We start from the raw sequence: 24,163 nt of genomic DNA on the forward strand, positions 1-24,163 counted from the left end.
CATGAAAGCATACTCCATGCCTGCTTATCTTTACAGCCGCCTGCCATCAGCCGGGTCGAACAGCGACACGCGCGCGGCGTCGATCCCGAAGCGCAAGGCCTGCCCTGCCGTGAACACGGCCGGCCCGTGCACGATGGCCGACAGCACCTGGCCGCCGCAATCGAGCCACAGCACCTGGTGGTTGCCCATCGGTTCCACCAGGGTCACAGTGCCGGCCAGCGGACCGTCCGCATCGATGTGCACGTGCTCGGGCCGCACGCCCAGGGTGGCCGCGCCGGTCGGCACGGGTTCCTGCAGGGCCAGCGCCAGGCTGCGCGAACTGAAGCGGTTGTGCAGGTCGACCTCGCCCTCGATGAAGTTCATCGCCGGCGCGCCGAGGAAGCTCGCCACGAAGCGGTTCGCCGGACGCTCGTACACCTCGGCCGGGGTGCCGATCTGCTGCACCACGCCGCCTTGCATGACGACGATGCGCGAGGCCAGCGTCATCGCTTCCACCTGGTCGTGGGTCACGTAGATCATCGTGGAACCGAGGCGCGCGTGCAGGAGCTTGAGTTCGCGGCGCAGTTCGGCGCGCAGCTTGGCGTCGAGGTTCGACAGCGGTTCGTCGAACAGGAAGACGCCGGCTTCGCGCACCAGGGCGCGCCCGATCGCCACGCGCTGGCGCTGGCCGCCCGACAGCTGGGCGGGCTTGCGCGACAGGAGTGCGTCGAGCTGCAGCATCTCGGCGGCGCGTTCCACGCGGCGTGCGATCTCGGCCTTCGGCGTGCCGGCCATTTTGAGGCCGAAGGACATGTTGTCCTTCACCGTCATGGTCGGGTACAGCGCATACGACTGGAACACCATGCCGATGCCGCGTTCGCTGGGATCGGCCAGGGTCATGTCCTGGCCGCCGATCTCGATGCTGCCGGCCGTCGCGTCGATCAGGCCGGCGATGCTGTGCAGGAGCGTGGACTTGCCGCAGCCCGAAGGCCCGAGCAGCACCAGGAATTCGCCCGGTTCCACCTGCAGGTCGAGCTCGCGGATGATGGGCTTGCCGCCGAGCGTGATGGAGAGTTTGCGTAAATGGACGTTCGCCATGCATCAGCCTTTCACGGCGCCGGCGGCGATACCGCGCACAAACCAGCGTCCGGAGAAGAAGTAAAGCGCCAGCGGCACCAGGGCCGTGAGGATGGTCGCGGCCATGTTCACGTTGTACAGGCGGGTGCCGGTGGTGGTGTTGATCACGTTGTTCAGCTGGACCGTCATCGGCAAATTGTCGCGCCCGGCGAACACCAGGCCCAGGATGTAGTCGTTCCACACGCCGGTTACCTGCATGATGGCCGCCACCACGATAATCGGCACGGACAAAGGCAGCACCACGTGCAGGAAGATGCGCCAGAAGCCGCCGCCGTCGATGCGCGCCGCGTGGAACAGTTCCTGCGGCAGGCTGGCGTAGTAATTCCGGAACAGCAGGGTCATCACCGGCATGCCGAAGATCAGGTGCACCAGCACGATGGCGGGCAAGGAACCGAAGATGCCGGCGCCGGCCAGCAGGCGCACCAGCGGATAGATCATCACCTGCACCGGGATGAAGGCGCCGGCCAGCAGCACGCCGAAGAGCAGATGCGCGCCGCGCGGACGCCAGAAGCTCAGCGCGTAGCCGTTGATGGCGCCAATCAGGATCGGCAGGATCGTGCTCGGCACCGTGATCGCCACCGAATTCCAGAAGCCGCCGCGGATGCCTTCGCAGGAGGCGCCGGTGCAGACCTGGCTCCAGGCCTGGCGCCAGGGTTCGACCGTCCATTCGGTCGGCAGCGCCAGGATGGAACCGGCGCGGATCTCGTCCATGCCTTTCAACGAAGTCACGAGCATCACGTACAGCGGCAGCAGGAAGAACAGCGCGGCGCCGAACAGGAAGACGTAGATGCCGACGCGCGCCGGCGTGAAGTGGCGGCGGCGCGCACGGGCCGCAACGGGCGCATGCACGGCGGGCGTGCGCAAGGCGGTCTGCGCCATCATGCCCTGCCTCGTTCACGACTGCGGCGGCTGCGAGCATAGACATAGGGCGCCAGCAGCGCCACCACCGGCACCAGCAGCATGATCGCGCCGGCCGAGGCCAGGCCGATGTTCGAGCGCAGGAACAGATGGTCCATGATGAACTTGGCCGGCACTTCGCTGGCGGTGCCGGGGCCGCCCTGGGTCATGGCGACCACGGCGTCGTACAGCTTCACGACACTGGTTGCCAGCAGCAGGAACACGGTGGCGACGGTCGGCCACAGCATCGGCAGGATGATGGAGACATACACGCGCCAGGCCGGGATGCCGTCCAGGCGCGCCGCCTTCCAGATGTCGCCGTCGATGCCACGCAGGCCGGCCAGCATCAGCGCCATCACCAGGCCCGCCGATTGCCAGACGGTGGCAATCACGATCGTATAGATCGCCATGTCCTGGTCGACGATCCAGTCGAACACGAAGTCGGGAAAGCCCAGGCGCGCGATGGCGCCGTCGATGCCGGTGCCGGGCGTGAGCAGCCATTGCCACACCAGCCCGGTGGCCACGAAGGACATCGCGTACGGATACAGGAAGACCGTGCGCAATACCCCCTCGCCGCTGACGTTCTGGTCGATGAAGACGGCCAGCAGGAAGCCGATCACCAGGCAGGCCAGGATGAACAGCAGGCCGTACACGGCCAGGTTGTTCAGCGAGAGCATCCAGCGCTCGTTGTCGAACAGGCGCGTGTACTGCGTCATGCCGATGAACTTATCGGACGGGAAGGTACGCGAGGCGGTAAACGAGGTGCGCAGCGTCCACGCCATCGTGCCGAGGTAGGCGACGATGACGGTGAGCGCCATCGGCAGCAAAGCCGCGTAGGGCATTACTGCGGGCGTCGCTGCGCGGATCGGACGGGCGAGCATCTTATTCCTGCAGCGCCGCGGCGAGGTTCTTCTGCGCCTTCTCGACCGTCATGTTGGTGTTCCAGTAGGCGGTCAGCACGTCCTGCATGGCGCCGTTCTGGTCCGGGGTCAGGTAAACCTCGGACACGCCCAGGTGGCGCGAGCGGTCCTTCATGATGGCGATGCCCTTCTGCGCGCAGGCGTCGGCCTGGCTGGCGTCGACATCGGAGCGCACCGGCACCGAGCCTTTCAGTTTGCTGAAGGCGAGCTGGGTATTCGGCGCCACCACCACGCTGGCCAGCAGCTTCTGCGCCTGCACCGCCCCGGCGTTGCGGGTTTTCGGGAACACGAAGACGTCGCCCTGCATCAGGTAGGGCGCGTTCGGCGCCAGGCCGGCGATGCAGCCGAACTGCTGGTCCGGCACCTGTTTCGCGGCGGTGAACTCGCCCTTGGCCCAGTCGCCCATGATCTGCATGCCGGCCTTGCCCGAGATGAGCATGGCGGTGGCGTCGTTCCAGTTGCGGCCCGGCGAACGGGCGTCGACATAGCTTTGCAGGCGTTTATACGCCAGCAGCACGTTGCGGAAGGCCGGCGAGGCGATGGCCTTCGGGTCGCGGTCGCGCAGCACTTTCAGGTAGAGGTCCTTGCCGCCCAGGTTGGACAGCATGGCGGAGAACAGGATGGTCTCTTGCCAGGCCTGGCCGCCGTGGGCCAGGGGCACGATGCCGGCCGCCTTGAGTTTGTCGAGGGCGGCGAAGAATTCGGGGACGCTGGCGGGTTCCTTGGCGATGCCGGCCTTCTGGAACGCCGCCTTCGAATACCAGATCCAGGTCTGCATGTGGATGTTCAGCGGCACGGCGTAGTAATGGCCGTCGACCTTGATCACGCTGACGATGGGTTCGGGCAGCAGCTTGTCCCAGTTCTGGGCGCGCGCCACGTCGTCGACGTTGTTCAGCATGCCCTGCTCGATGATGTCGAAGAACTGCTTGGAGGTGTTGAACTGGGCGGCGGTGGGCGGGTTGCCGCCGACGATGCGGTTGACGGTGACGGCGCGCGACTGGTCGCCGCCGGCGATCGCCGTGTCGACCCAGACGCCGCCGGCGGCGCGGTAGGCCTGGGCCACCTGCTTGACGGCAGCCGATTCGCCGCCCGAGGTCCACCAGTGGATGACTTCGGCGCGGGGCGCCGAACCGGCTGCCGCCGCGCCGGCGCCGGCTGCAAGCGTGTTTGCGCTGGCGAACAAGGCCGCGCAGGCGCAGGCCAGCGCCCTATTCTGTGCTTTATACATCGTGTCTCCGATCCATCGCCTGTCCTTGTCGGTACGTTTTTGGAAACGTTACCAGCGGCTTTGTCCGACTATAGCATCACGCGATTTTTTGTGTCAATTGATAACTTTTTTGTTTCCTGAACAGTCGATCGCTGTTCTTGCAGAAACGTTGTGGTATCGTTTCCAACGCCTTCTTCCCTTGCAGTCAATACGGCGCCGGCTTACCATAAAAAAATATCTGGGAGACATTATGCACACAGCCATGGGGACGACCGAGATCTTTTTGATCGCAATGCTCGTCATCTTTACCCTGCCCTACCTGATCTGGCGGCTGGGGAATACCGACTATTGGGCGCCGCTGGTCGTGGTGCAGATCATCACCGGCGTGCTGCTCGGCCCCGGCATCCTCGGCCGCGCCTACCCCGAGTACTACAACTTCGTCTTCAACCCGCAGGTGATGGCCGCCATGAACGGCATCGCCTGGTGGGCCGTGATGCTGTTCGTGATGATCGCCGGGATCGAACTCGACCTGAAGAAGGCCTGGGAGCACCGGCGCGAAAGCATGATCACGGCCTCGCTGGCGCTCGGCACCCCGCTGGTGTTCGGCTGCATCGCCGCCGTGGGCGTGCTCGGCTACGCCGGCTGGAAAGGCGCCGAGGCGCACGACTGGCAGTTCGTGCTGGGCGTGGGCATGGCCTGCGCGGTGACGGCGCTGCCGATCCTGATCCTGCTGATGGAAAAGCTGGAGATCCTGCGCGAGCCGATCGGCCAGCGCATCCTGCGCTACGCCAGCCTGGACGACATCGCGATCTGGGGTGTGCTGGCCCTGATCCTGCTGGACTGGGACCGCGTCGGCCGCCAGCTCGGCTTCTTCCTGGTGTTCGCCATCGCCACCCTGCTGTTCCGGCGCCTGATGGCCTGGCTGGAAGAGCGCGACCGCTGGTATGCGATGCCGGTCTGGCTCGCCCTGTGCGCGCTGGCCGCCGACTGGGCCGGGCTGCACTTCATGGTCGGGGCCTTCCTGGCCGGCGCCGTGAGCGAAGCGTCGTGGTTCGACCAGAAGCGCCTCGACGCCCTGCGCCAGCACCTGCTGCTGACCTTCATGCCGGTCTACTTCCTGAGCACCGGCCTGAAGACCAACTGGGCGGTGGGCGGCTCGGCCGTGTTCGTGGCGGCGGCGGTGCTGCTGCTGGCGTCGGTGGCGGGCAAGCTGGCCGGCACCCACCTCGCCGGCCGCATCCTGGGCTGGAGCCGCACCGAATCCTCGATCATCGGCTGGCTGCTGCAGACCAAGGCGCTGATCATGATCATCTTCGCCAACATCCTGCTCGACAAGGGCGTGATCACCAACGAAACCTTCACCGCCCTGCTCCTGATGGCGATCGGCAGCACCATGCTGACGGTGCCGGTGGTGTATCCGAAGCTGCGGGCGGCGGCGCAGCTGGTGTTTAAGACGAGTTGAGGCAGCAAGCGCCTGCGTGTCGATGCTTCACACCGGCACGCAGCGCCTCCCGTACGGTGGGGTCATTGATGCTGGGGGCATCAATGACAAAGTGCCCACGCCGTTACGTGCGCGTCCTTTTTGCGTTGGCTGTGGAACGTCGCTCGCGAAATATCCGATGAACGAAGGGCCAGGCATGGCGTCGGGCCAGGCTCCACGTCATGGGGCGAAAAGTCGCCGCACGTAGTGCAAGGGAACGCACGTAACCGCGTGGGCACGGAATGCCCACCGTACGGATTAAGGCCGCGGGCCGGGCGTACGGTCGCGCCTCACAACCCCACCCGCGCCACCGCTTCCTTCAACGCCGCGAAGCAGCGCGCGTCGAGCGCCGTGCCGACGGTCTTTTCCATCATCGCCAGCGCCTCCAGCGGCGGGATCGCCCTGCGGTACGGCCGCTCGGCGGTAATCGCGTCGAAAATATCCGCAGTGGTGATGATCCGCGTTCCAAGTCGATCTCGTCGGCCACCAGGCCGCGCGGGTAGCCGCCGCCGTCGAGCCGTTCGTGGTGGGCGCCGGCGATGCGGCCCAGTTCGGCAAAGGCGGCGATCCGCGACAGGATGATCTCGGTGAACTCGGCGTGGCGGCGCACGGCCGCCCATTCGTCGCGGTCGAGCGCGCCCGGCTTGTCGAGGATGCTGTTGCTCACGCCCAGCTTGCCGACGTCGTGCAGCAGCGCGCCGCGTTTCAGCCAGCGCCGCCGTTCGGGCGACAGGCCGAGCGCCTCGCCGATCATGTCGGTGTACAGCGCCACGCGCGCGCTGTGGCCGCCGGTATAGGGGCTCTTCGAATCGACCACCTGGCCGAAAGCGGTGGCGATGTCGTCCAGGTAGTCGTCGTCGATCGGCATGGTGTGCTCGGCTGGCTCCATGGCGAACACGGTCGCATCCAGCGCCGGGTCGGCCAACATGGTCCAGAAATCGTCGCTGGCGGCCACCGTGTCGAAGCAGCGCACCAGTTCCGGGTCGAGCCAGGTGCCGTTGCGGTGGCGCAGTTCGGCCAGGGCCGCGGCCTTGCCGCCGGCGGTGTGGAACACGTCGACCAGCTGGGCCAGCATGGCGATGCGCGCGTACACGGGAATCGCCTCGCCCTTCAGGCGCGCCGGCTTGCCCTTGCCGTTGTAGTGTTCATCGAGGCTGTAGATGCCGGCCGCCACGGATTCGGGAAAGCGCAGCAGGCACGCGATCTCGGCGCCGCGCAAGCAGCGCGTGACGATCAGTTCCTGGGCCGTGCTGCGGCCTTCGCGCAGCATGGTCAGCACGGCGCGGAAGCGCTCGGACAGGCCGGCCTTCAGGCCAGTGTGCTTGAGGACAAAGGCGATCAGGTGCGGCGTGCTGTCGCGCACCGCCTTGAAGTCGCGCTTGAAGCCGAGGTCGTCGGTCAGGTACAGCTCGCAGATGCGCGCCGCATTGCTGCTGCAGCCGACGTCCTTGAGCAGCAGGGTGTAGTAGAGCTCCCACAGCTGTTGCCCGTTCAGTCCGGCCATGGCGCCGACGCGCATGCCGATCCAGCACGAGCGCACGCAATGGCCTTCGGACTGGCCCTCGGTCAGGTCGAGGGCGTAGCTGAGCGACCCGATCAGCTCGGACAGCTTGAGCGAGCCGGCGCCGGTCTGCACCAGCGCCTCGGGGAATCGGTCCATGACGGTGAATTTCTGCGTGGAAATAATTAATTCTACGCGACACGGGCTGTGCGCACGATTGGCAACCTCTACTGTCAACAATACTGGACGAAGCGTGCTGTTTTGCCCCCCAGATGCGCCACGGTTTATTGTAGAGCTTGCCAGCTTGCGGTATTCCGATGCGACCGTATTTGCGTGAATATGGTAAATTGCTGGATTATCAATATCGCGTTGCCGCCATCGCCGGCCGGCGCAACAAGGCACGCGCGCATGCTTCGGCAACCGGCGGCGCGCCCATCCCGCCCTCCTCTTGTACTGACTGGACCACCTTGAATTCGCCACACAGCTTTCTCGCCGGCGGCGGCGAAATGGGCGCACTCATGCGCGAACACGACTGGCGCCGCCACCCGCTCGGCACGCCGGATACCTGGCCCTCCACGCTGAAGACCCTGGTTCGCCTCCTGCTGTCGAGCAACCACCCGATGTTCATCTGGTGGGGCGAAGACCTGGTCCAGTTCTACAACGACGCCTACCGCCAGACCCTGGGGCCGGAACGCCATCCGCAGGCGCTCGGCGCGCCCGGCCGGCAATGCTGGGCCGAGGCCTGGCACCTGATCGGCCCCGACATCGAGCGCGTGATGGCAGGCGGATCGACCTGGCACGAAGACCGCCTGGTGCCGCTCACCCGCAACGGCGTGCGCGACAATATCTGGTGGACCTATGGCTACAGCCCGATCGAGGACGAAGCGGGAATCCGCGGCGTGCTGGTGATCTGCAAGGAAGTCACCGAGGAACACCTGCTGCGCGAGCGGCTGGAGCAGACCAACCACGCCCTGATCGAGACCATGGACGAAGGCTTCTGCCTGATCGACATGGTGCGCGACGAAACCGGGCGCGCCGTCGACTATGAATTCGTCGAGGTCAACAAGGCCTTCTCGCAGCAGACCGGCCTGCGCAATTGCGTGGGCCGCCGTGCGCGCGAGCTGGTGCCGGGGCTGGAACAGCGCTGGATCGACATCTACGACGAGATCGCCGTCACCGGCGCAGCGCGCCGTTTCGTCGAGGGCTCGTCGGCGATGGGCCGCTGGTTCAGCGTCTACGCCAGCCGCATCCGGCATCCCGGCGGACGCCGCGTGGCCCTGCTGTTCACCGACATCACCGAGCGCAAGCAGACCGAGGAAGCGCTGCGCGAGAGCGAGGCGAAGTTCCGCACCATCGCCGACGCCATGCCGCAAATGATCTGGTCGGCCACGCCCGACGGCCGCTTCGATTACGCCAACGAAGGCTGGCGCGAATTTGCCGGCGTGGCGCCTGAGTCGCTCCACGGCGCCGGCTGGAAAGTCCTGGCCGATCCCGCGGAACTGCCGGCCCTGCACGCAGCCTGGTGCGCGTCGCAGGACGGCGGCGCGCCCTTCGAGATCGAGCACCACGCGCGCCACCGCAGCAGCGAATGGCGCTGGGTGCTGACGCGCGCGCTGCCGGTGCGCGACGCCGAAGGGCGCATCCTGCGCTGGATGGGCACCATGACCGACATCCACGAGCAGAAGACGACTTCCGAGGAACTCAGGCTGGCGAACAGCCGCAAGGACGAGTTCCTGGCGATGCTGGCGCACGAACTGCGCAACCCGCTGGCGCCGATCAGCACCGCGGCCCAGATCCTGAAATTGTCGGGCAGCGACCCGAAACGCCTGGCGCATGCGAGCGACGTGATCGGGCGCCAGGTGCGCCACATGGTCGAGCTGGTCGACGACTTGCTGGACGTGTCGCGCGTGAACCGCGGCCTGGCCGAACTGGAACGGGTCGAGGTCGACATGCGCACCATACTGCATGGCGCGCTGGAACAGGCACGTCCGCTGATCGAGCGCCAGCGCCATACCCTGGTGGAGGAAGTGGGGCCGGGCAGCGCCATCGTCATCGGCGACAGCAAGCGCCTGGTGCAGGTGCTGGCGAACCTGTTGACGAACGCCGCCAAGTACACGCCGGAAGGCGGACGCATCGCGGTCGCGCTGTCCACCACGCTTGATGAAGTGCGGCTGTCGGTGCGCGACAACGGCATCGGCATCGAGGCGCCCTTGCTGCCGCACGTGTTCGACCTGTTCACCCAGGCCAAGCGCACCCCGGACCGCTCGCATGGCGGCCTGGGCCTGGGGCTGGCCCTGGTGCGCAGCATGATCGTGCTGCACGGCGGCCGCGTGGAAGCCGACAGCGCCGGCCTGGGCCAGGGCAGCTGCTTCACGGTGATCCTGCCGCGCCACGCTCCGGCGCCGGCTGGCGATACGGGCGGCGCTGGCGCGCCGCTGCCGGCGCAGGCGGCCGGGCAGCCGGCGCCGCTGCTTGTGCCGCGGCGCGTGCTGATCGTCGACGACAACCGCGACGCCGCCGAATCGCTGTGCGTGGTGCTGAACGCGGTCGGGCACAGGGTGGCGGTGGAAACGACGCCCGAAGCCGCACTGGCGCGCGCGGCCGCCGAAGCCATCGACGTCTACCTGCTCGACATCGGCCTGCCCGGCATGGATGGCCACCGCCTGGTCGAGCACCTGCGCGCCATGCCGAACGCCGCCGCTGCGCGGATGATCGCGCTCAGCGGCTATGGCCAGGCCCAGGATATCGCGGCCTCGAAGCGGGCCGGCTTCGACGCCCACTTGGTAAAACCAGTCGAGCTGCCGCAGCTGCTCGCCCTGCTGGCGGCCTGAAGCGCCGGCGCCGCCCGCCCGGCAGTGACCGCGCTGCCGGCGGCGCCATACCGGATGCACGAAAACGCTTCCTGCGCCCCGCAAATCCGGTACTGCCGGGTAGGCGTATACCTACACAGATTACTTGTCGTTCTTGCGGCTTTGCGCGCCTGCCTTGGCATGCTGTTCCGGCGTACCGCCGCGCGTGGCATTGCCCTGGCCGCCCTGGTTATTCGCCTGGTTGCCGCCGCTTTGCCGGCTGCCGCCGGCCCCGCTCTGGTTGTTGCCGTCGTTCTTGTGGCTCATCGAGCCGGCGCGGCGCGCCTCTTCCGATGTGAATTCATGCGCGTTTCCCGATGCATGCGCCGCACGCCCGCCTTCGCTGGCGATCTCGCGCTGGCGTTGCGGGTCCATCGATGCGAAGCCACGGTTGCTGGTGTTGCCTGCCTGCTTGTTGCCCTGGTTGCCCCCGTTGCCCTGGTTGCCGTTGTTACCGTTGTTACCGCCCTGGTTGTTCGATGCCATGGTGAGCTCCTTGTTCGGTTGAACTCAGCCCGTGGTTGGCTGAGACAGGTACATGGTAGACACCTCACCGCTGTGAAGGCACAGCCTGCTGGCCGTAGGCCTGTAGGAGCGGTCCGATAGCTTTGTCGGCCCGGACTGTCGCATTCTGGACAATCTTTTCAGATGAAACCGAACGCTTCAGCGTTCCCAATACCGGCCCCGGGCGCCGCCGGCGGCGCTGCGTTCCTGCACGCCGCGCCCGCGCGCACGGGCGATATCGCGCAGCAGCAGGCGCAAATCGCCGCCTTTTACCGGCTTCACGAAGTGGTAGTCGAAGCCGGCCGCCAGCGCCGCGCGCTGCGCCTCCTCGCCGCCATAGCCGGTAACCGCAACCAGCACCGCACCGGCCCCGGCCGCCTCGGCGCGCAGGCGCCGCGCCAACTCGTGGCCGTCCACGCCCGGCAGGCCGATGTCGAGCAGGTAGACGTCGGCCGCATGCAGGCGCGCCTGGTCCAGGGCCTCGCCTGCCGTGTGGACGGTGCGTACCGCGTGGCCGAAATGCCGGACCATGATGCCCAGCATCTGGGCGGCGTCGCGGTTGTCGTCGACCACCAGCACCTCGAGCGCCTGGCCGGCGGCGGCCGGAAGCTGGGCCGCCTGCGCGCCGCCGGCGTGGGCCGCGCCGGGCGCTAGCGGCAGGGTCAGCGTAAAGCAGCTGCCCTGCCCCGGCCCGCCGCTGTCCACGGCGATCTGGCCGCCGTGCAGCTCGACCAGGCGGCGCACCACGGCCAGGCCGATGCCGAGCCCGCCCTGGGCGCGGTCGGCATCGCGCTCGGCCTGGGCGAACAGTTCAAAGGCGCGGCCCATCAGCTCGCGCGTCATGCCGATGCCGTTGTCGCTCACGCTCAGGCGCGCGCGGCCGGCCTCGGCCTGCGCCGCCAAGCGGATGCGGCCGCCCGGCGGCGTGTACTTGGCGGCGTTGTTGAGCAGGTTGGCCACCACCTGCACCAGGCGCTTGCGGTCGCCGCAGACGGTGAGCGGCGCCGCCTGCACGTCGAGCGCGAGGCTGTGGCCGCGCGAGGCCACCAGCGGCTGCACCTGCTCCACCGCTTCGGCCACCACCGTGCCCAGGTCGAGCGGCGACTTGTCTATCACCGCCAGCCCGCGCGTGATGCGCGACACGTCCAGCAGATCGTCGACCAGGCCGGCCAGGTGGCGCGCCTGGCGCCCGATGATGGCGCTGGCCTGCTTCACGCCGGCCGGCGCGGCGGCGTCCTGCACCAGCAGCTCGGCCGCCGCCATGATCGGCGCCAGCGGGTTGCGCAGTTCGTGCGCCAGCATGGCCAGGAATTCGTCCTTGCGGCGGTCGGCGTCGCGCAGCGCGTTTTCGGCGCGCAGGCGCTCGGTCATGTCGAGCAGGACCACGACGGCGGCGTCAACCTGGCCGTCATGCCCGCGGATCGGCGCGGCCGAGCACACCACGATGCGCCGCGCGCGGCTGGCGCCGAAGGTCTCGATCTCGATCAGGTGGTGGGCGCTCGGTTCGCCGCGCAGGGCCGCCGCCAATGGCCACTCATCGACTGCCAGCGCCTGGCCATGGCGCGCCGAGCCGTCGGCCCACCAGCCCTTCCATTCGGAAAAATCGAGCGGGGCCGCGCCCGGCTCGCAGTGGCGGCACCAGAGCGCATCGTGGGCCGCGTTCGCGTCGATCACCTTGCCGCGCGTGTCGGCCAGCACGATGCCGACCGGCGCCGCCTGCAGCACGGCGCCCAGGCGCGCCCGCTCCGCCTCGGCCTGGCGCGCGGCGTCCAGGGCCTCGCGCTGGCTCAGCAGCAAGGCTTCTTCCGCCTGCTTGCGCGCGGTGCCCCCGATGCTGACGTGCTGGATGCAGCGCAGGCTGCCGTCGGCGCCGAAGATCGGCGTATTCGTCATGCTCCAGAAGCGCTTGACGAAGACTTCGCGGCCATCCGGCAGGATGCTGCGGATCGGGTAACGCTGGGTGGTCAGGGATTGCGGCTCGCCGCTGGCCAGCACGCGCGCCAGCGCATTGCGCAAGGCCGTCACGCCATTGCTGTACGGATCGTCGGGATCCCCGGGCGCGGCGGGCAGCGCGGCAAACAGCAGGTGGCCGACGAGTTGTTCGCGGGTATGGCCGACATCGCGCAGGAAGGCGTCGTTGACGTCCAGGATCACAGGGTCGGCGCTCGCGGACAGCACGATGGTGCCGATCGGCGACCGGGAGAACATCGACTGGTAAAGAGTGGCGTCGAGCATGGTGCGGCTTCCTGTGACTAGCGAACGAGCTAGCCTAGCCCAGCCATGCGAAGTTGCCGGTGCGGTAATTAACGGTTTGCCATATTTAACGACTTCCGGCCCGCCTGGGGGCCGGACATGGCGCGCTGCCGCAGCGGACAGCCAGCCCGGTCAACTGCCGAAACGGAAGAAGATGCCGACCGCCAGTTCCGCCCACACGTAGATAAAGGCCAGGCCCAGCAGGCCCACGCCTGCCAGGCGCTGGCGCCGGTTCGGCAGGCGGCGCAGCAGCAGCTCGAGCACGCTGCCGGCGCCCAGCAGCAGCACGGCGGCGACGAGGAAGTCGCTGCCGGTCCAGTTCACTTCGTCCGTGAAGCGCATCGCCACCAGCGGCACCAGCAGGATCGCCGCCGTCCCGAGTACGACCCGCAGCCAGCCCTTGCCGTTGCCGTGTGCATTGCCGCCATGTCCGCCGATCATTGTGCTCATTGTTCTTCTCCAGGCCGTCGCTGTGGGTGGATGGCCAGTGTGCCATGATTGGCCCGGGCGTTCAACATATGCTGCCTTGTGCGCCCGGCGCGCGCAAGGGACGTAAAAAAAGCGGGCCGGGCCCGCTTTTTTTGTTGCAGCAGCAAGGACCCGATCAGGCCTTGTTGTTGCGGCGGCGCACTGCCACGCCGGCGCCCAGCATGGCAATGGCGAACAGGGCCAGCGAACCTGGCTCCGGTACTTGCGCATCGTCCTCGGCCAGCTTGAACTGACCGTTGCCGCCGATGAAGAAGTACTGGTTGTTGCGGTTGCGGTAGGCGTTGCCATTGCAACCGTTACCCGTGAAGCCGGCGAATTGGCACACGATTTCGCTGACCTGGGTCGCGTCCGGACGGCCGATGGTGTTGGCGTTGGTAAAGGCGAACGACAGGATCGATTCTTCCGACAGGTCGGCACCATTCGAACGGAAGAAGAAGCCGCTGTCGAGCATGCCCGGCGCGGCGCTGGCGAAGACGCTCACCTGGCCATTGTTGACCGGGCTGCCGTTGGCATTGACCATGCCGCCGCCGCCTTCCAGCACGTTGAACTCGGCGATCTGGTTGCCGAGGTTGGCGCCGTAGAAGCCGGCGGTCGTGGCGTATTGGTCGTTCGTCGGGTTCTGGTACATGCGGATGGTGCCGCCCGTAAACGTAAAGGCGCCACCGAGGGTACCGGTGCCTTGCGCCGTGAACGTGGCGGTGATGTTACCGCCAGGATACCGCAAGGGGAACAGCTTACCGTTGCTATCGGCTTGCGTGATGTTGAAGACGGCCGTTTCCGTGAAATTGAAATTGTTGTTGCCGGTATCCGTCAATCGGATAAAGGCATTGCCGTTGACGTCCAGGTATTCGTTGATGACCTGACCGCCTGCAAAACCGCCACCAGTGGGGTTGAAGACCCAATTGTTGAGGACTGGACCAGCGTTTGCGGCACCAGCCGTCGACAGGGCTACCGCCGTCGCGCAGATGAGTTTCTTGAAGAGTTTCATGTTCGGTTTTCCGTGATGAGTGGCTGTTGGTAACAACCTGAGCCTTGGAAAAGCAATCACCGTGCCATCACATCCCGGACCCGAAAAATCAAGGGCTTACGCCATTCAAGAAAGATGCGTGTAAATACGTGTAAGAATTTCCGACACTTTTGGTAGAGGGAAAACTCGACTGTATAGCATTGCCCGGAAACGCCGCGTCCGGCGCGACCGCATGCGCCGGCATGGACAATATGTCCACCCAATGGAACATGCAGTTTCCGGGCCAGCTCCTATAATGCGCTCATGCACAGGATGACGAGACACTGGACCGCGTACGCCTGGATCGCCGCCCTGGCCATCCTGTTCAACGCGCTCGCCCCGGTCGTTTCGCAATCGCTGAGCCTGGCGTCCAGCACGGCGCGCCAGGTCGAAATCTGTACCGCGATGGGCATCGAGATGGTGCCGATGGCGGACGGCGCCTCCTCGTCTGCACCTTCCTCCGACGCCCTGCTCAAGGGGCTCATGCACTGCGCCTACTGCGCGCCGCATGCGGGCGCGTTCGCCCTGCCGCCGCCGGCCGCCACAGTGGCCGCCGTCGTGACCGGCCACGACGCCTATCCCCCACTGTTCTATCGTGCGCCGCAGCCGCTGTTCGGGTGGCTGTCCGCCCAGCCGCGCGCCCCGCCCGCGCTGGCCTGACCCGCACCCGCCCTTCCAGCCGCCTGCACGCGCCGCCGTTCACCGAATTGCGGCGCCAGCCTGAGAACCCTGCGCACCATGCCGGTGGCGCGTGGTCTCACCCATGGCGGCCGGCATCGACTACCGGCAGCACGAACAGAACATCACCATGACAACGCAGTTCCCCAAGCAAGCATTCGGGCATGCGGCGCAGCCGCGCCTGGCCCCCACGCTCATCCACCTCGCCTGCCTGCTCGCGATCGGCACCGGCAGCGCGGCCACTGCCTCGGCCGAGGAAGCCGCCATCCCCACGGTGCTGGTCACCGGCAGCAGCCAGGACGGCAAGCTGAAGGGCGACACCTCGACCGGCTCGAACCTGGGCCTCTCGCGCCTGGAAACGCCGGCCAGCGTCGACGTCATCACCCGCAGGCAGCTCGAGGAGCGCGGCGACGCCAACCTGGTTGAGGCGATCACGCGCGCGCCCGGCATCAGCAACATGGGCCACCCGGGCAACGGCAGTTCCTCGCTCAGCGCGCGCGGCTCCACCGACACCGTCTCGGTGCTGCGCCTGTACGACGGCATGCGCCAGTACGGCGGCGCCGGCATCACCTTCCCCTTCAGTACCTGGGCGGTCGAACGCATCGAGGTGCTGCGCGGCCCGGCCGCCGTGATCTACGGCGAAGGCGCGATCGGCGGCGTGGTCAACATCGTTCCCAAGGCGCCAACGCGCGGCGCGGTGCAGAACGAACTGCAGGCGGCGCTCGGCACCGAAGGCACGCGCCGGCTCGCCGTGGGCAGCGGCGGCGCCATCGGCGAAGGCTGGTCCTACCGCCTCGACGCCAGCGGCGAGGAATCGAACGGCTGGGTCGAGCGCGGCGACGCCAGCAACCGCGCCTTTTCCGGCGCGCTGCGCTACGACGTGTCGCCCGAGCTCGACGTGCGCCTGAGCCTGGCGCACGGCCGGCAAAAGCCGATGCGCTACTTCGGCACGCCGCTGGTGGACGGGCGCCAATTGGCGGCGCTGCGCGAAAAGAACTACAACGTGGGCGACAGCCGCATCGCCTACAAGGACAGCTGGGCCGACCTGCTGGCGAACTGGCGCCCGAACGGGGGCGTGCTGGTGCGCACGCGCCTGTACCATGTGGACAGCGAGCGCCACTGGCGCAACGCCGAGGCCTATGTCTACAACCCGGCAAGCGGCCTGGTCGACCGCTCGGACAATACCGAGATCCTGCACGACCAGCAGCAGACCGGCATCACGACCGACGCCGCCTTCAAGGGGCTTCTCTTCGGCCTGGAGAACACGCTGTCGCTGGGCTTCGACGTCAACCGCGCCGAGTTCACGCACACGAACAACACCTATGTCGGCTCCTCGGGTGCGGTCGATCCGTTCGAACCGGCGCCGGGTGTCTTCATCAGCGACGTACCGACGATTCTGCGCTACCGCACCGAAGCGAAGCAGTATGCGCTGTTCATGGAGGACCGGCTGGCCCTGACGCCGCAATGGTCGCTCGTCGGCGGGCTGCGCTACGACCATGCCGATGTCGAACGCCACAACCTGGTGGCGGGCAGCCTCGCCTTCGACAAGACCTTTGCGAACGTCGGCTGGCGCCTCGGCAGCGTGTACGCGCTGACGCCGGACCTCAGCGTGTACGGCCAGCTGTCGAAGGCGGCCGATCCGGTCAGCGCGCTGTTCTTCCTGTCGCCGGCGAACAGCAATTTCAGGAATGCCACCGGGCGCGGGCTGGAAATCGGCGTCAAGCAGGCCTTGCCGGACAAGCGCGGCGAATGGACGCTGGCCGTGTACGACATCAACAAGGACAATCTGTTGACGCGCGACCCGGCCAATCCGGCGCAGAGCATCCAGGTAGGCGAGCGTTCCTCGCGCGGCATCGAGGGCACGCTGAACCTGAACCTGGCGCAGGGCTGGACCCTGGACGCGAACGCGGCCCTGCTGCGCGCGCGCTTCGACGACTTCCAGGAAGCCGCGGCCGGCGTGCTGGTGTCGCGCGCCGGCAAGCGCCCGCCGGACGTGCCGCAACAGACCGCCAACCTCTGGCTGCACTGGGACTTCCAGCCCGGCTGGAGCGCCGGCGCCGGCCTGCGCCACGTGGGCGCGCGCTACGCCGACAACGCGAACACCCTGGAGATGGCCGCGTACACCACCACCGATTTGTCGCTGCGCTGGAAGGCGACGGCGCAGACCAGCCTCACGCTGCGCGGCTTCAACGTCTTCGACAAGCGCTACTACACCACCGCCTACTACACGCCGACGCAATGGCTGGTGGGGCCGGACCGCCGCGTCGAGCTGGTGCTCGACCACCGTTTCTGAGCGCGCCGTGGGCTTTGCTACACAAGCCAAGCGCATGACCTTCCTGGTCCATCGCTGGACCGGGGTGTTGATGTGCGTGCTGATGGCGCTGTGGTTCGTCAGCGGGATGGTGATGCTGTTCGTCGGTTACCCGAAGCTGACGCCGTGGGAGCGGATGGCAGGCCTGCCGGCCCTGCCGGCCTCCGGCTGCTGCATCGACGTAGCGGCCGCGCTGGCGCAAAGCCACGATGCCGGCGCCGTGAAAGGCATCGTGCTGACCTCGGTCGCCGGACGGCCGCATTACGTGCTGCAGGAGGGCGACGGCAGCCGGGTGGCGCTGGACGCCGTCGACGGCACGCGCCTGGCGGCCGGCCCCGGCCGGGCCGTGGAATCGGCGCGCGCCTTCCTGCATGGCGCGCCTGCCAGGTATATGGGCTTTGTCGATGAAGACCGCTGGACGCATTCGCGTTCGCTGGCGCCGCACCGGCCGCTGCACGTGGTCGAGATGGGCGACGCCGATGCAACGCGCCTCTACCTGTCGTCGGCCACCGGCCAGGTGGTGCTGGATGCGCCGCGTGCCGAGCGGCTGTGGAACTTCGCCGGCGCCTGGCTGCACTGGCTCTACATGTTCCGCAACCAGCCGCTTGATCCGGTGTGGAGCTGGACGGTGATCGTGTTGTCCGGCATCGGCGTGGTGTCGGCCCTGGCCGGCGCGCTGAACGGCATCTGGCGCTGGCGCTTTGCGGGGACATATAAAAGCGGGTCGAAGTCGCCGTTTCGCGAGGATTACCTGCGCTGGCACCACATCCTCGGATTGTCGTTCGGCGCGCTGCTGCTGGCCTGGATCTTCAGCGGCCTGATGTCGATGAATCCGCTGGGCGTGTTCGATGCGAAGGGGCCGCGGCCGGACGTGGCGGCTTTCGAAGGCGGCAGCGCGGCGTCGCTGCGCCTGCCCTTGCCGGCATCGGAGGCGGTGGCGCTGCTGGCGGCGCAAGGCTTCCGGGCCAGCGAGCTGGAATGGCGGGTGCTGGCCGGCCAGCCTTTCATCCTGGCGCGTGACGGGCGAGCCCGAACCCGGCTGATCGTGTCCGAACACGGCGCCTATGCCGTGCGCGAGCGCTGGCCGGAAGCCGTGCTGCTCAAGGCGGCGCGGCGTCTGCTGGCGCAGCCGATGGTGAGCAGCGCGACGCTGGCCGGCTACGACGCCTATTACTACCAGCGCCAGGAACAGTCGATGTACGGCGCCGACGACAAGCGCCTGCCGGTGCTGCGCGCCGTCTTCGACGACCCCGGCCGCACCTGGGTGCACCTGGACCCGTACACCGGCCAGGTCGAATCGAGCCTGGACAGTTCGGAGCGGGTCGGGCGCTGGCTGTTCAACTTCCTGCACAGCTGGGACTTGCCGGCCATGCTGGCTGCGGTATGGTGGCGCGAGGCCGTGCTGATCCTGCTGTGCATTGGCGGCGTGCTGCTGAGCGTGACGGCGGTGGTGCTGGGTGTGCGCCGGCTGCGCAAGTCAGCCGCGAAGATCGCGACACGCTGATCGGTGCGGCTGCGCAAACCGTACGGTGGGCACTCCGTGCCCACGCGGAAGCTTGACTGGTGTTGACCGCGTTGGATGCGCGCATGTGGCCCAAACGTAGCGCCAACAAATGATCATTTGTTAGCGCTACATCGGTGCGTGCACTGCGGCTCTGTCATTAGCCAACACGACGCACCGTTCCGCGTGGGCACGGAGTGCCCACCCTACAGTACCGGGTGCGCCAGTTGCGCAAACGATGTCACACGCTAGCCTTGGGCCCAATCCCCAGCGTCGCCGCGAAATGCACAATCAAGGCCTGCACCTTCGGCACGTGCTGGCGTGTTCTCTGCCAGACCAGGTGCAGCGGCAGCCCGCGCGTGGCCAGCTGCGGCAGCACCTGCACCAGCCGCCCTTCGCGCAGTTGCCCCTCGACCAGCCAGGTCGCCAGCTGGGCTATCCCCAGGCCCGCCTCGACCGCCGCCACCTGCGCCTCGGCCTGGCCCAGCACGATCCGCCCTTCCACATGCTGGCGCGCCAGTGGCGCCCGGCCATCGTCGATCAGCCACGGACTGGTACTGCCATCGGCGCGCCCATACAGCACCGCCGCGTGCCGCCACAGTTCATCCAGCGATTGCGGCGCGCCATGCAGCGCGACGTAAGCGGGCGATGCGCAGAACACCAGTTCCTCGTGCCCGAGATAGCGGTAATCAAGCGCCAGCGGCCAGGTGTCGCCGCCGCCAATGCGCACCACCAGGTCCAGGCCATCCTCGACCGGGTCGACGAAACGGTCGGTGAACGACACTTGCGGCATCACTTGCGGATAGCGCCCGGCAAAGTCCAGCAAGGCGGGCAAGGCATGCATGCGGCCGAAGGTGGCGGGCAAATCGACCCGCAGCCGGCCGGACGGCTCGATCTCGTCGGCCGAGATGACGCGTTCGGCTACCTCGAGTTCTTCCAGCACGCGCACACATACCTTGTAGAAGACCTCGCCGGCATCGGTCAGTTCCAGGCGGCGCCGGCTGCGGTCGAACAGCGGTTGGCGCAGGCGCTCTTCCAGCCGCGCCACCGCCTTGCCGACCGCCGAGTTGGTGAGGTTCAGGCGCGCAGCCGCCGCCGTGAAGCTGCCGGCTTCGGCCACGGCGACAAAGGTCGCCAGGCCTTTCAGGCGTTCCGAAGGGGTCATTTTTCTTAAAGAATTTAATTCCATTTATATGGCGAATTTATATCCAACAGGAGAATTCTATTCTTGATTACGATGCACGGTCTATTTCTGGAACCCTGCAATGACCACAACAACCATTTCCCCTTCCCTGCCCCGCTCGGGCGGCGCCGCGATTCCCATCCTGGCCGTGGCCGCCTTCGTGATCGTGACGACGGAATTCCTGATCGTCGGCCTGCTGCCGGCGCTCGCGCGCGAGCTCGGCATGGCCGTCTCGACTGCCGGCCAGGTGGTGACGATGTTCGCCGTCGTCGTCATGCTGTGCGGCCCCTTCCTCACCGCCTGGCTCGCCAACGTCGACCGCAAGCGCCTGTTCGTGGCGATCCTGGTCCTGTTCGCCGTATCGAATGGCCTGGCGGCGCTGGCGCCGAACATCTGGGTGCTGGCCATCGCGCGCCTGCTGCCGGCGCTGGCGCTGCCGGTGTTCTGGGGCACCGCCAGCGAAACGGCGGCGCAGATCGCCGGGCCGGAACGCGGCGGCAAGGCCGTGGCGACGGTCTACCTCGGTATCTCGGCTGCCATGCTGTTCGGTATTCCGCTCGGCACCCTGGCCTCGAACGCCATCGGCTGGCGCGGCGCGTTTGCCCTGCTGGCCGTGCTGTCGCTGGTAATCGCGGTGCTGATCCAGGCCAGCATGCCGGCCGTGCGCGCCGCCCGCAAGGTCGCCATCGGCGAACAGGCGGCAATCCTGAAAAGCCCCTTCTTCCTGGCGAACGTCGCCTTGTCGGTGCTGGTGTTCACGGCCATGTTCGCGGGTTACACCTACCTGGCCGAGACCCTGGAAAAGTCGGCCGGCATCGCGCCCGGCCAGGTGGGCTGGTGGCTGATGGGCTTTGGCGCGGTCGGGCTGTTCGGCAACTGGCTGGGCGGGCGCTGGGTGGACGGCAAGCCGCTCGCCACCACCGCCCTGTTCAGCGCGCTGCTGGCGCTGGGCATGGCGGCAAGCATGTCGCTGACCGGCGCGCGGCTATGGTTCGCGCTGGCGCTGGCCGTGTGGGGGATTGCGAATACCGCGCTGTATCCGATCTGCCAGATCCGCGTGATGAAGGCGGCGGCCAAGGCGCAGGCGCTGGCCGGGACGATCAACGTGTCGGCGGCAAATGGCGGGATTGCGTTCGGGGCCATGATCGGGGGCTTGAGCGTGTCGCACTGGGGAGCGGGTTGCGTCGGCTATGTATCGGCGGGGATCGCGCTGCTGGCTGTCGTGGGCAGTGCGCTGGTGGCGAAGCTCAGGCCCTCCTGACCGGCTGGGCAGCCTGGCGGCTCATGGCTTGATCCCGAGCGCCGCTAGGCGCGCCTCGCTTTCGCGCGCATCGAGATCGGCCTGGCGCTGCTCGCGCGCATCCTTGCGGCGCATGTACAGGGCGTTCATGGCGAAGGTGAGGATGGCAGTGCCGATGCCGACTGCGACGCCGACATCGGTGAGTGTCAGCGATGCACAGACTGCGCTGATGGCGCCGGCATAGCTGCTGAATTCCGGTACGGTGATCTTGCTCATTGTGTGCCTTTCGATCGGGCCGTGACGACAGCGCCCGGAAGCGGCCGCCGCCCAGCGCCGGCAGTGGCCAGATCAATCAACGACGGCGCGCGTGGGCGATGTACTGCAGTAAAAATCGTCCCGCTTTTGTGCTCGCTCAAACGCCTGCTGTGGATGCATATTAGTCTGACTAATCAAAACGGTCAACAGTCTGACTAATTATCTTGTTTAGTAGTCAGACTAATCGTAGAATGGGATTTTTCACCACGAGTACCGCGCATGCCCGCCCTACCACTCACCCCAGCGCAGCTCGACGACGCTGCCCGCCTGAAGCAGCGTTTCGTCGAGTGGCAGAAGCGCCAGAAGGATGCGGGCCAGCCGGCCTCGCAAGAGGCGGCCGGTGAACTGCTGGGCTTTAACCAGAGCGCGCTCAGCCAGTATCTGAACGGACGCATTCCCCTGAACGTCGGCGCCGCTACCCGGTTCGCCTCGGTCATGGGCTGCACTGTGGCGGATTTCAGTCCCCGTTTGCAGGAACAGTTAAGCGATTACGTGTCTGCTGCCATGCCGGATGGCGTGGCGGCCAACGATGGCATGCTGGCCAGGGCCAGGCGCGTGCTTCCCTGGGAAGACTCGGACACGGTTGGGGTCCGGCTGGTCACCCTGAAACTGCGAGCCGGCGTGGCGCGTTTCGGCACCGAGCCTGTGGTCGAGGACAGCGGCAGCATCAGGATTCCCCGCGCGGACATCGAGCGCGGCAAGCTCAATCCGGACAAGCTGATCGCGATTCAGGTACGCGGCCAGAGCATGGAGCCCCTGATGTTCGAGGACGACGTGATCGTGATCGATCCGACGGACAAGAAACTGGTCAATCGGGAACTGTATGCCTTGAACTTCGACGGCGATTGCTGCGTGAAGCAGATGGTCAAGCGCAATGGTGAGTGGTATCTGCATTCGGTGAATCCGGATTTCGGGCCGGTGAATGCGCGCAGCGGAGAGTTCAGCGTGATCGGGCGGGTGGTGTATCAGCCGGGGCGGTCGCTGACAGGAAGGATGTAGTCAAGCCGACGCTTCCGTCGTCGCCACGGCCGTGCCGGAGACGTCGGCTACCATGTCAACATCCCAGCTCGGCGGGACTGATGTTCGTGAAGTAATGATCGTAATCGATTGACGTCACATGCCGCAGGCCGTATTCGCCCAGCAGCGAGAAGACCTCTGCGCGCGACGACTCGTAGGCTTCGATCTGGAGCAGCACCTGGTTTTCCCGTAGGGTCTGTTCCATGCCTCGCAAGGCATAGGGTTCATGCCCCTCGATGTCGATCTTGATTGCGATATGGGTGCCGCGCAGGTTCAAATGCGAATCGATGGTCACTGCCCTGGTTTCGAACTTGTCGCCCTGGTGATCCGGAAGTGCAAACCCCGTACCGCCCCTGTTTCCGTCCGGATGCTGGGTACTGTCGAGGATGTGCACGGTTCCATCCTGATCGCTCACCGCGAGATTTTGCGCAGTAATGGCGTGGGTAGCATGGTTCAGGAACAGGTTGGCCTGGAGTTGGGCGAAATTGTGCGCGTCCGCCTCGAACGCCACAATCCGGTGAAACACGCCCGTCCTCCACATCAAGAATGAATAGACGCCAAAATAAGCGCCGATGTCCAGGAAGACCGGCTCTCCTTTACCCCGGAAACCTGCGACAGCCTTGGTCAGGAAATCCATCTGGCGCGGCTCCCAGCGATTCATGACGATGATCTTCCGGTCGACATGGGAGCGTCCATCGAGCAAGAATCGAAACCCGAGGCGGCGGTAAACCTTGGGCGTGACGCCTTTCCTGTTCATCAAATGACGCAGCAGGCCGTGCCCGACTATCTTGGCTTTATCGACCAGGCTGGATTTGCCGTGAGCGGAAAACAGATTCATCTGTAAGACCTTGTTGCAGTAGGCATGCACCAGTGATTCCGCCTTCTGGCGTAGCCGGGTCAATGTGCAAACCGGATTATCGAAACCGGATACAACTCAGCCATCGTTGAAGCACCAACAAAAAAAGCGCCATTCACTAAGCCAGCCGTCGACTCGATTACCGAGCTGGACTGGGTGAAAAGCGCTTTCAGAACAACTAATGACAGCAACGTACAAATTCTTGGCGGAGAGAGGGGGATTCGAACCCCCGATAGGCTATGAACCTATACACGCTTTCCAGGCGTGCGACTTAAACCACTCATCCATCTCTCCTGATGGGTTCCGCGCATGCGTTCACGCGAAGCCGCCTATTATAACAAGGTTTCTCGGCTGTACAAGAGCATCTTGGCAAGCGTCGCGCCGCTAGCTGGATTGCGCCAGGTTCGCAGCGCCAGCCGATCCACGCGGCTGTCAACGTAATCCCTCCCCTGCCGTTGATGCAGGAGTGCCGTCTGCCGGCAGACGGCGACACAACAGGAGAACACCATGGAAATGAAGAACATTAACGCCGGCAAGCTGCGCGCCATCGGCTACGACGCCCGCGAGCGCACGCTGCGCGTGGAATTCGACGACGGCAGCGCCATCGACTACGCCGCCGTGGGCACCGAAGTCTGGCGCAAGCTCTCCACCTCGGGCTCGCCCTGGAGCTATTACCGCGACAATATCGAAGAAGAATTCACCGGCCGCCGCGGCCGCGCCGCCGTGTCGACCGACAAGAAAACCCTCGACCGCGAGGCCCTGATGAAAGCCTTCGGCGGCGAGCCGGACGGCGCTTAAGACAACGGATAAGACAGCACACATGAAACAACGCCGCCCTGT

19 protein-coding genes, 1 tRNA gene and 1 pseudogene are annotated in these 24,163 nt (G+C 66.4%); 8 read left to right on the forward strand and 13 right to left on the reverse strand.

Going from position 1 to position 24,163, the window contains the following annotated elements; genetic code table 11:
- Positions 1-30: 30 nt before the first annotated feature.
- Genes ACWYRN_RS02625 through ACWYRN_RS02640 form a run of 4 tightly spaced genes read right to left on the reverse strand, consistent with a single transcriptional unit; the run spans position 31 to position 4,161 of the window.
- The gene (locus ACWYRN_RS02625; protein WP_488691000.1) at positions 31-1,077 is read right to left on the reverse strand and encodes an ABC transporter ATP-binding protein; all 1,047 of its coding nucleotides are present in this window, start codon (positions 1,075-1,077) and stop codon (positions 31-33) included.
- A gap of 3 nt (positions 1,078-1,080) precedes the next feature.
- A complete protein-coding gene (locus tag ACWYRN_RS02630; RefSeq protein WP_488691001.1) occupies positions 1,081-1,998 on the reverse strand; it encodes a carbohydrate ABC transporter permease in 918 nt (305 codons plus the stop codon).
- Positions 1,995-2,894, reverse strand: a complete 900-nt coding sequence (locus ACWYRN_RS02635; protein WP_488691002.1) for a carbohydrate ABC transporter permease — start codon at positions 2,892-2,894, stop codon at positions 1,995-1,997. The genes ACWYRN_RS02630 and ACWYRN_RS02635 overlap by 4 nt, the downstream gene beginning before the upstream one ends.
- A 1-nt stretch (position 2,895) precedes the next feature.
- On the reverse strand, positions 2,896-4,161 hold the full coding sequence (locus ACWYRN_RS02640) for an ABC transporter substrate-binding protein (RefSeq protein ID WP_488691003.1): 1,266 nt from the start codon (positions 4,159-4,161) through the stop codon (positions 2,896-2,898).
- Between the two features lie 241 nt (positions 4,162-4,402).
- Here ACWYRN_RS02640 and ACWYRN_RS02645 point away from each other — a divergent pair, with 241 nt between their 5' ends.
- Entirely contained in the window at positions 4,403-5,602 is a 1,200-nt protein-coding gene (locus tag ACWYRN_RS02645; protein WP_488692765.1) for a cation:proton antiporter, read from the forward strand.
- A 308-nt stretch (positions 5,603-5,910) separates the two neighbouring features.
- On the opposite strand, the pseudogene ACWYRN_RS02650 reads toward ACWYRN_RS02645, so the two are convergent.
- Positions 5,911-7,280, reverse strand: a pseudogene (locus tag ACWYRN_RS02650) (HD-GYP domain-containing protein).
- Between the two features lie 308 nt (positions 7,281-7,588).
- Between ACWYRN_RS02650 and ACWYRN_RS02655 the strand changes: the two are divergent.
- Positions 7,589-9,952, forward strand: a complete 2,364-nt coding sequence (locus ACWYRN_RS02655; RefSeq protein WP_488691004.1) for a PAS domain-containing hybrid sensor histidine kinase/response regulator — start codon at positions 7,589-7,591, stop codon at positions 9,950-9,952.
- 120 nt (positions 9,953-10,072) lie between these two features.
- On the opposite strand, the gene ACWYRN_RS02660 is transcribed toward ACWYRN_RS02655, so the two are convergent.
- The 4 genes from ACWYRN_RS02660 to pepA all read right to left on the reverse strand — a co-directional run bounded on the left by ACWYRN_RS02660 (position 10,073) and on the right by pepA (position 14,204).
- A complete protein-coding gene (locus tag ACWYRN_RS02660; protein ID WP_488691005.1) occupies positions 10,073-10,456 on the reverse strand; it encodes a KGG domain-containing protein in 384 nt (127 codons plus the stop codon).
- A 177-nt stretch (positions 10,457-10,633) separates the two neighbouring features.
- Positions 10,634-12,709 (reverse strand): PAS domain-containing hybrid sensor histidine kinase/response regulator, encoded by a 2,076-nt coding sequence (locus ACWYRN_RS02665; RefSeq protein ID WP_488691006.1) that lies wholly within the window; start codon positions 12,707-12,709, stop codon positions 10,634-10,636.
- 150 nt (positions 12,710-12,859) lie between these two features.
- Positions 12,860-13,177, reverse strand: coding sequence for a hypothetical protein (locus ACWYRN_RS02670; protein ID WP_488691007.1), 318 nt, complete (start codon positions 13,175-13,177; stop codon positions 12,860-12,862).
- A 154-nt stretch (positions 13,178-13,331) separates the two neighbouring features.
- On the reverse strand, positions 13,332-14,204 hold the full coding sequence (gene pepA / locus ACWYRN_RS02675; RefSeq protein ID WP_488691008.1) for a flocculation-associated PEP-CTERM protein PepA: 873 nt from the start codon (positions 14,202-14,204) through the stop codon (positions 13,332-13,334).
- Positions 14,205-14,495: 291 nt separating this feature from the next.
- Here pepA and ACWYRN_RS02680 point away from each other — a divergent pair, with 291 nt between their 5' ends.
- The 3 genes from ACWYRN_RS02680 to ACWYRN_RS02690 all read left to right on the forward strand — a co-directional run bounded on the left by ACWYRN_RS02680 (position 14,496) and on the right by ACWYRN_RS02690 (position 18,715).
- Positions 14,496-14,882, forward strand: coding sequence for a DUF2946 domain-containing protein (locus ACWYRN_RS02680; protein ID WP_488691009.1), 387 nt, complete (start codon positions 14,496-14,498; stop codon positions 14,880-14,882).
- Positions 14,883-15,030: 148 nt separating this feature from the next.
- A complete protein-coding gene (locus ACWYRN_RS02685) occupies positions 15,031-17,193 on the forward strand; it encodes a TonB-dependent receptor (RefSeq protein ID WP_488691010.1) in 2,163 nt (720 codons plus the stop codon).
- 34 nt (positions 17,194-17,227) lie between these two features.
- Entirely contained in the window at positions 17,228-18,715 is a 1,488-nt protein-coding gene (locus tag ACWYRN_RS02690) for a PepSY domain-containing protein (protein ID WP_488691011.1), read from the forward strand.
- Positions 18,716-18,953: 238 nt separating this feature from the next.
- Here ACWYRN_RS02690 and ACWYRN_RS02695 read toward each other — a convergent pair whose 3' ends face one another.
- Positions 18,954-19,877, reverse strand: a complete 924-nt coding sequence (locus tag ACWYRN_RS02695) for a LysR family transcriptional regulator (RefSeq protein WP_488691012.1) — start codon at positions 19,875-19,877, stop codon at positions 18,954-18,956.
- 100 nt (positions 19,878-19,977) lie between these two features.
- Here ACWYRN_RS02695 and ACWYRN_RS02700 point away from each other — a divergent pair, with 100 nt between their 5' ends.
- Positions 19,978-21,156, forward strand: coding sequence for an MFS transporter (locus tag ACWYRN_RS02700; protein WP_488691013.1), 1,179 nt, complete (start codon positions 19,978-19,980; stop codon positions 21,154-21,156).
- Positions 21,157-21,177: 21 nt separating this feature from the next.
- On the opposite strand, the gene ACWYRN_RS02705 is transcribed toward ACWYRN_RS02700, so the two are convergent.
- A complete protein-coding gene (locus tag ACWYRN_RS02705) occupies positions 21,178-21,411 on the reverse strand; it encodes a phage holin family protein (protein ID WP_488691014.1) in 234 nt (77 codons plus the stop codon).
- A 258-nt stretch (positions 21,412-21,669) separates the two neighbouring features.
- On the opposite strand from ACWYRN_RS02705, the gene ACWYRN_RS02710 reads away from it, so the two are divergent.
- Positions 21,670-22,449, forward strand: coding sequence for a LexA family transcriptional regulator (locus ACWYRN_RS02710; RefSeq protein ID WP_488691015.1), 780 nt, complete (start codon positions 21,670-21,672; stop codon positions 22,447-22,449).
- Positions 22,450-22,504: 55 nt separating this feature from the next.
- Here the strand turns inward: ACWYRN_RS02710 and ACWYRN_RS02715 are convergent, their stop codons facing one another.
- Positions 22,505-23,305 carry an FkbM family methyltransferase gene (locus ACWYRN_RS02715; RefSeq protein ID WP_488691016.1) on the reverse strand — a complete coding sequence of 267 codons (801 nt, stop codon included), beginning with the start codon at positions 23,303-23,305 and terminating at the stop codon, positions 22,505-22,507.
- Positions 23,306-23,526: 221 nt separating this feature from the next.
- Positions 23,527-23,617 (reverse strand) — tRNA-Ser (locus ACWYRN_RS02720).
- Positions 23,618-23,830: 213 nt separating this feature from the next.
- On the opposite strand from ACWYRN_RS02720, the gene ACWYRN_RS02725 reads away from it, so the two are divergent.
- Positions 23,831-24,121: a KTSC domain-containing protein gene (locus tag ACWYRN_RS02725; protein WP_229438521.1), complete on the forward strand. Its 291-nt coding sequence runs from the start codon at positions 23,831-23,833 to the stop codon at positions 24,119-24,121.
- The last annotated feature ends 42 nt before the right edge of the window (positions 24,122-24,163 follow it).

The organism is Massilia sp. BAP21 (assembly GCF_057801335.1).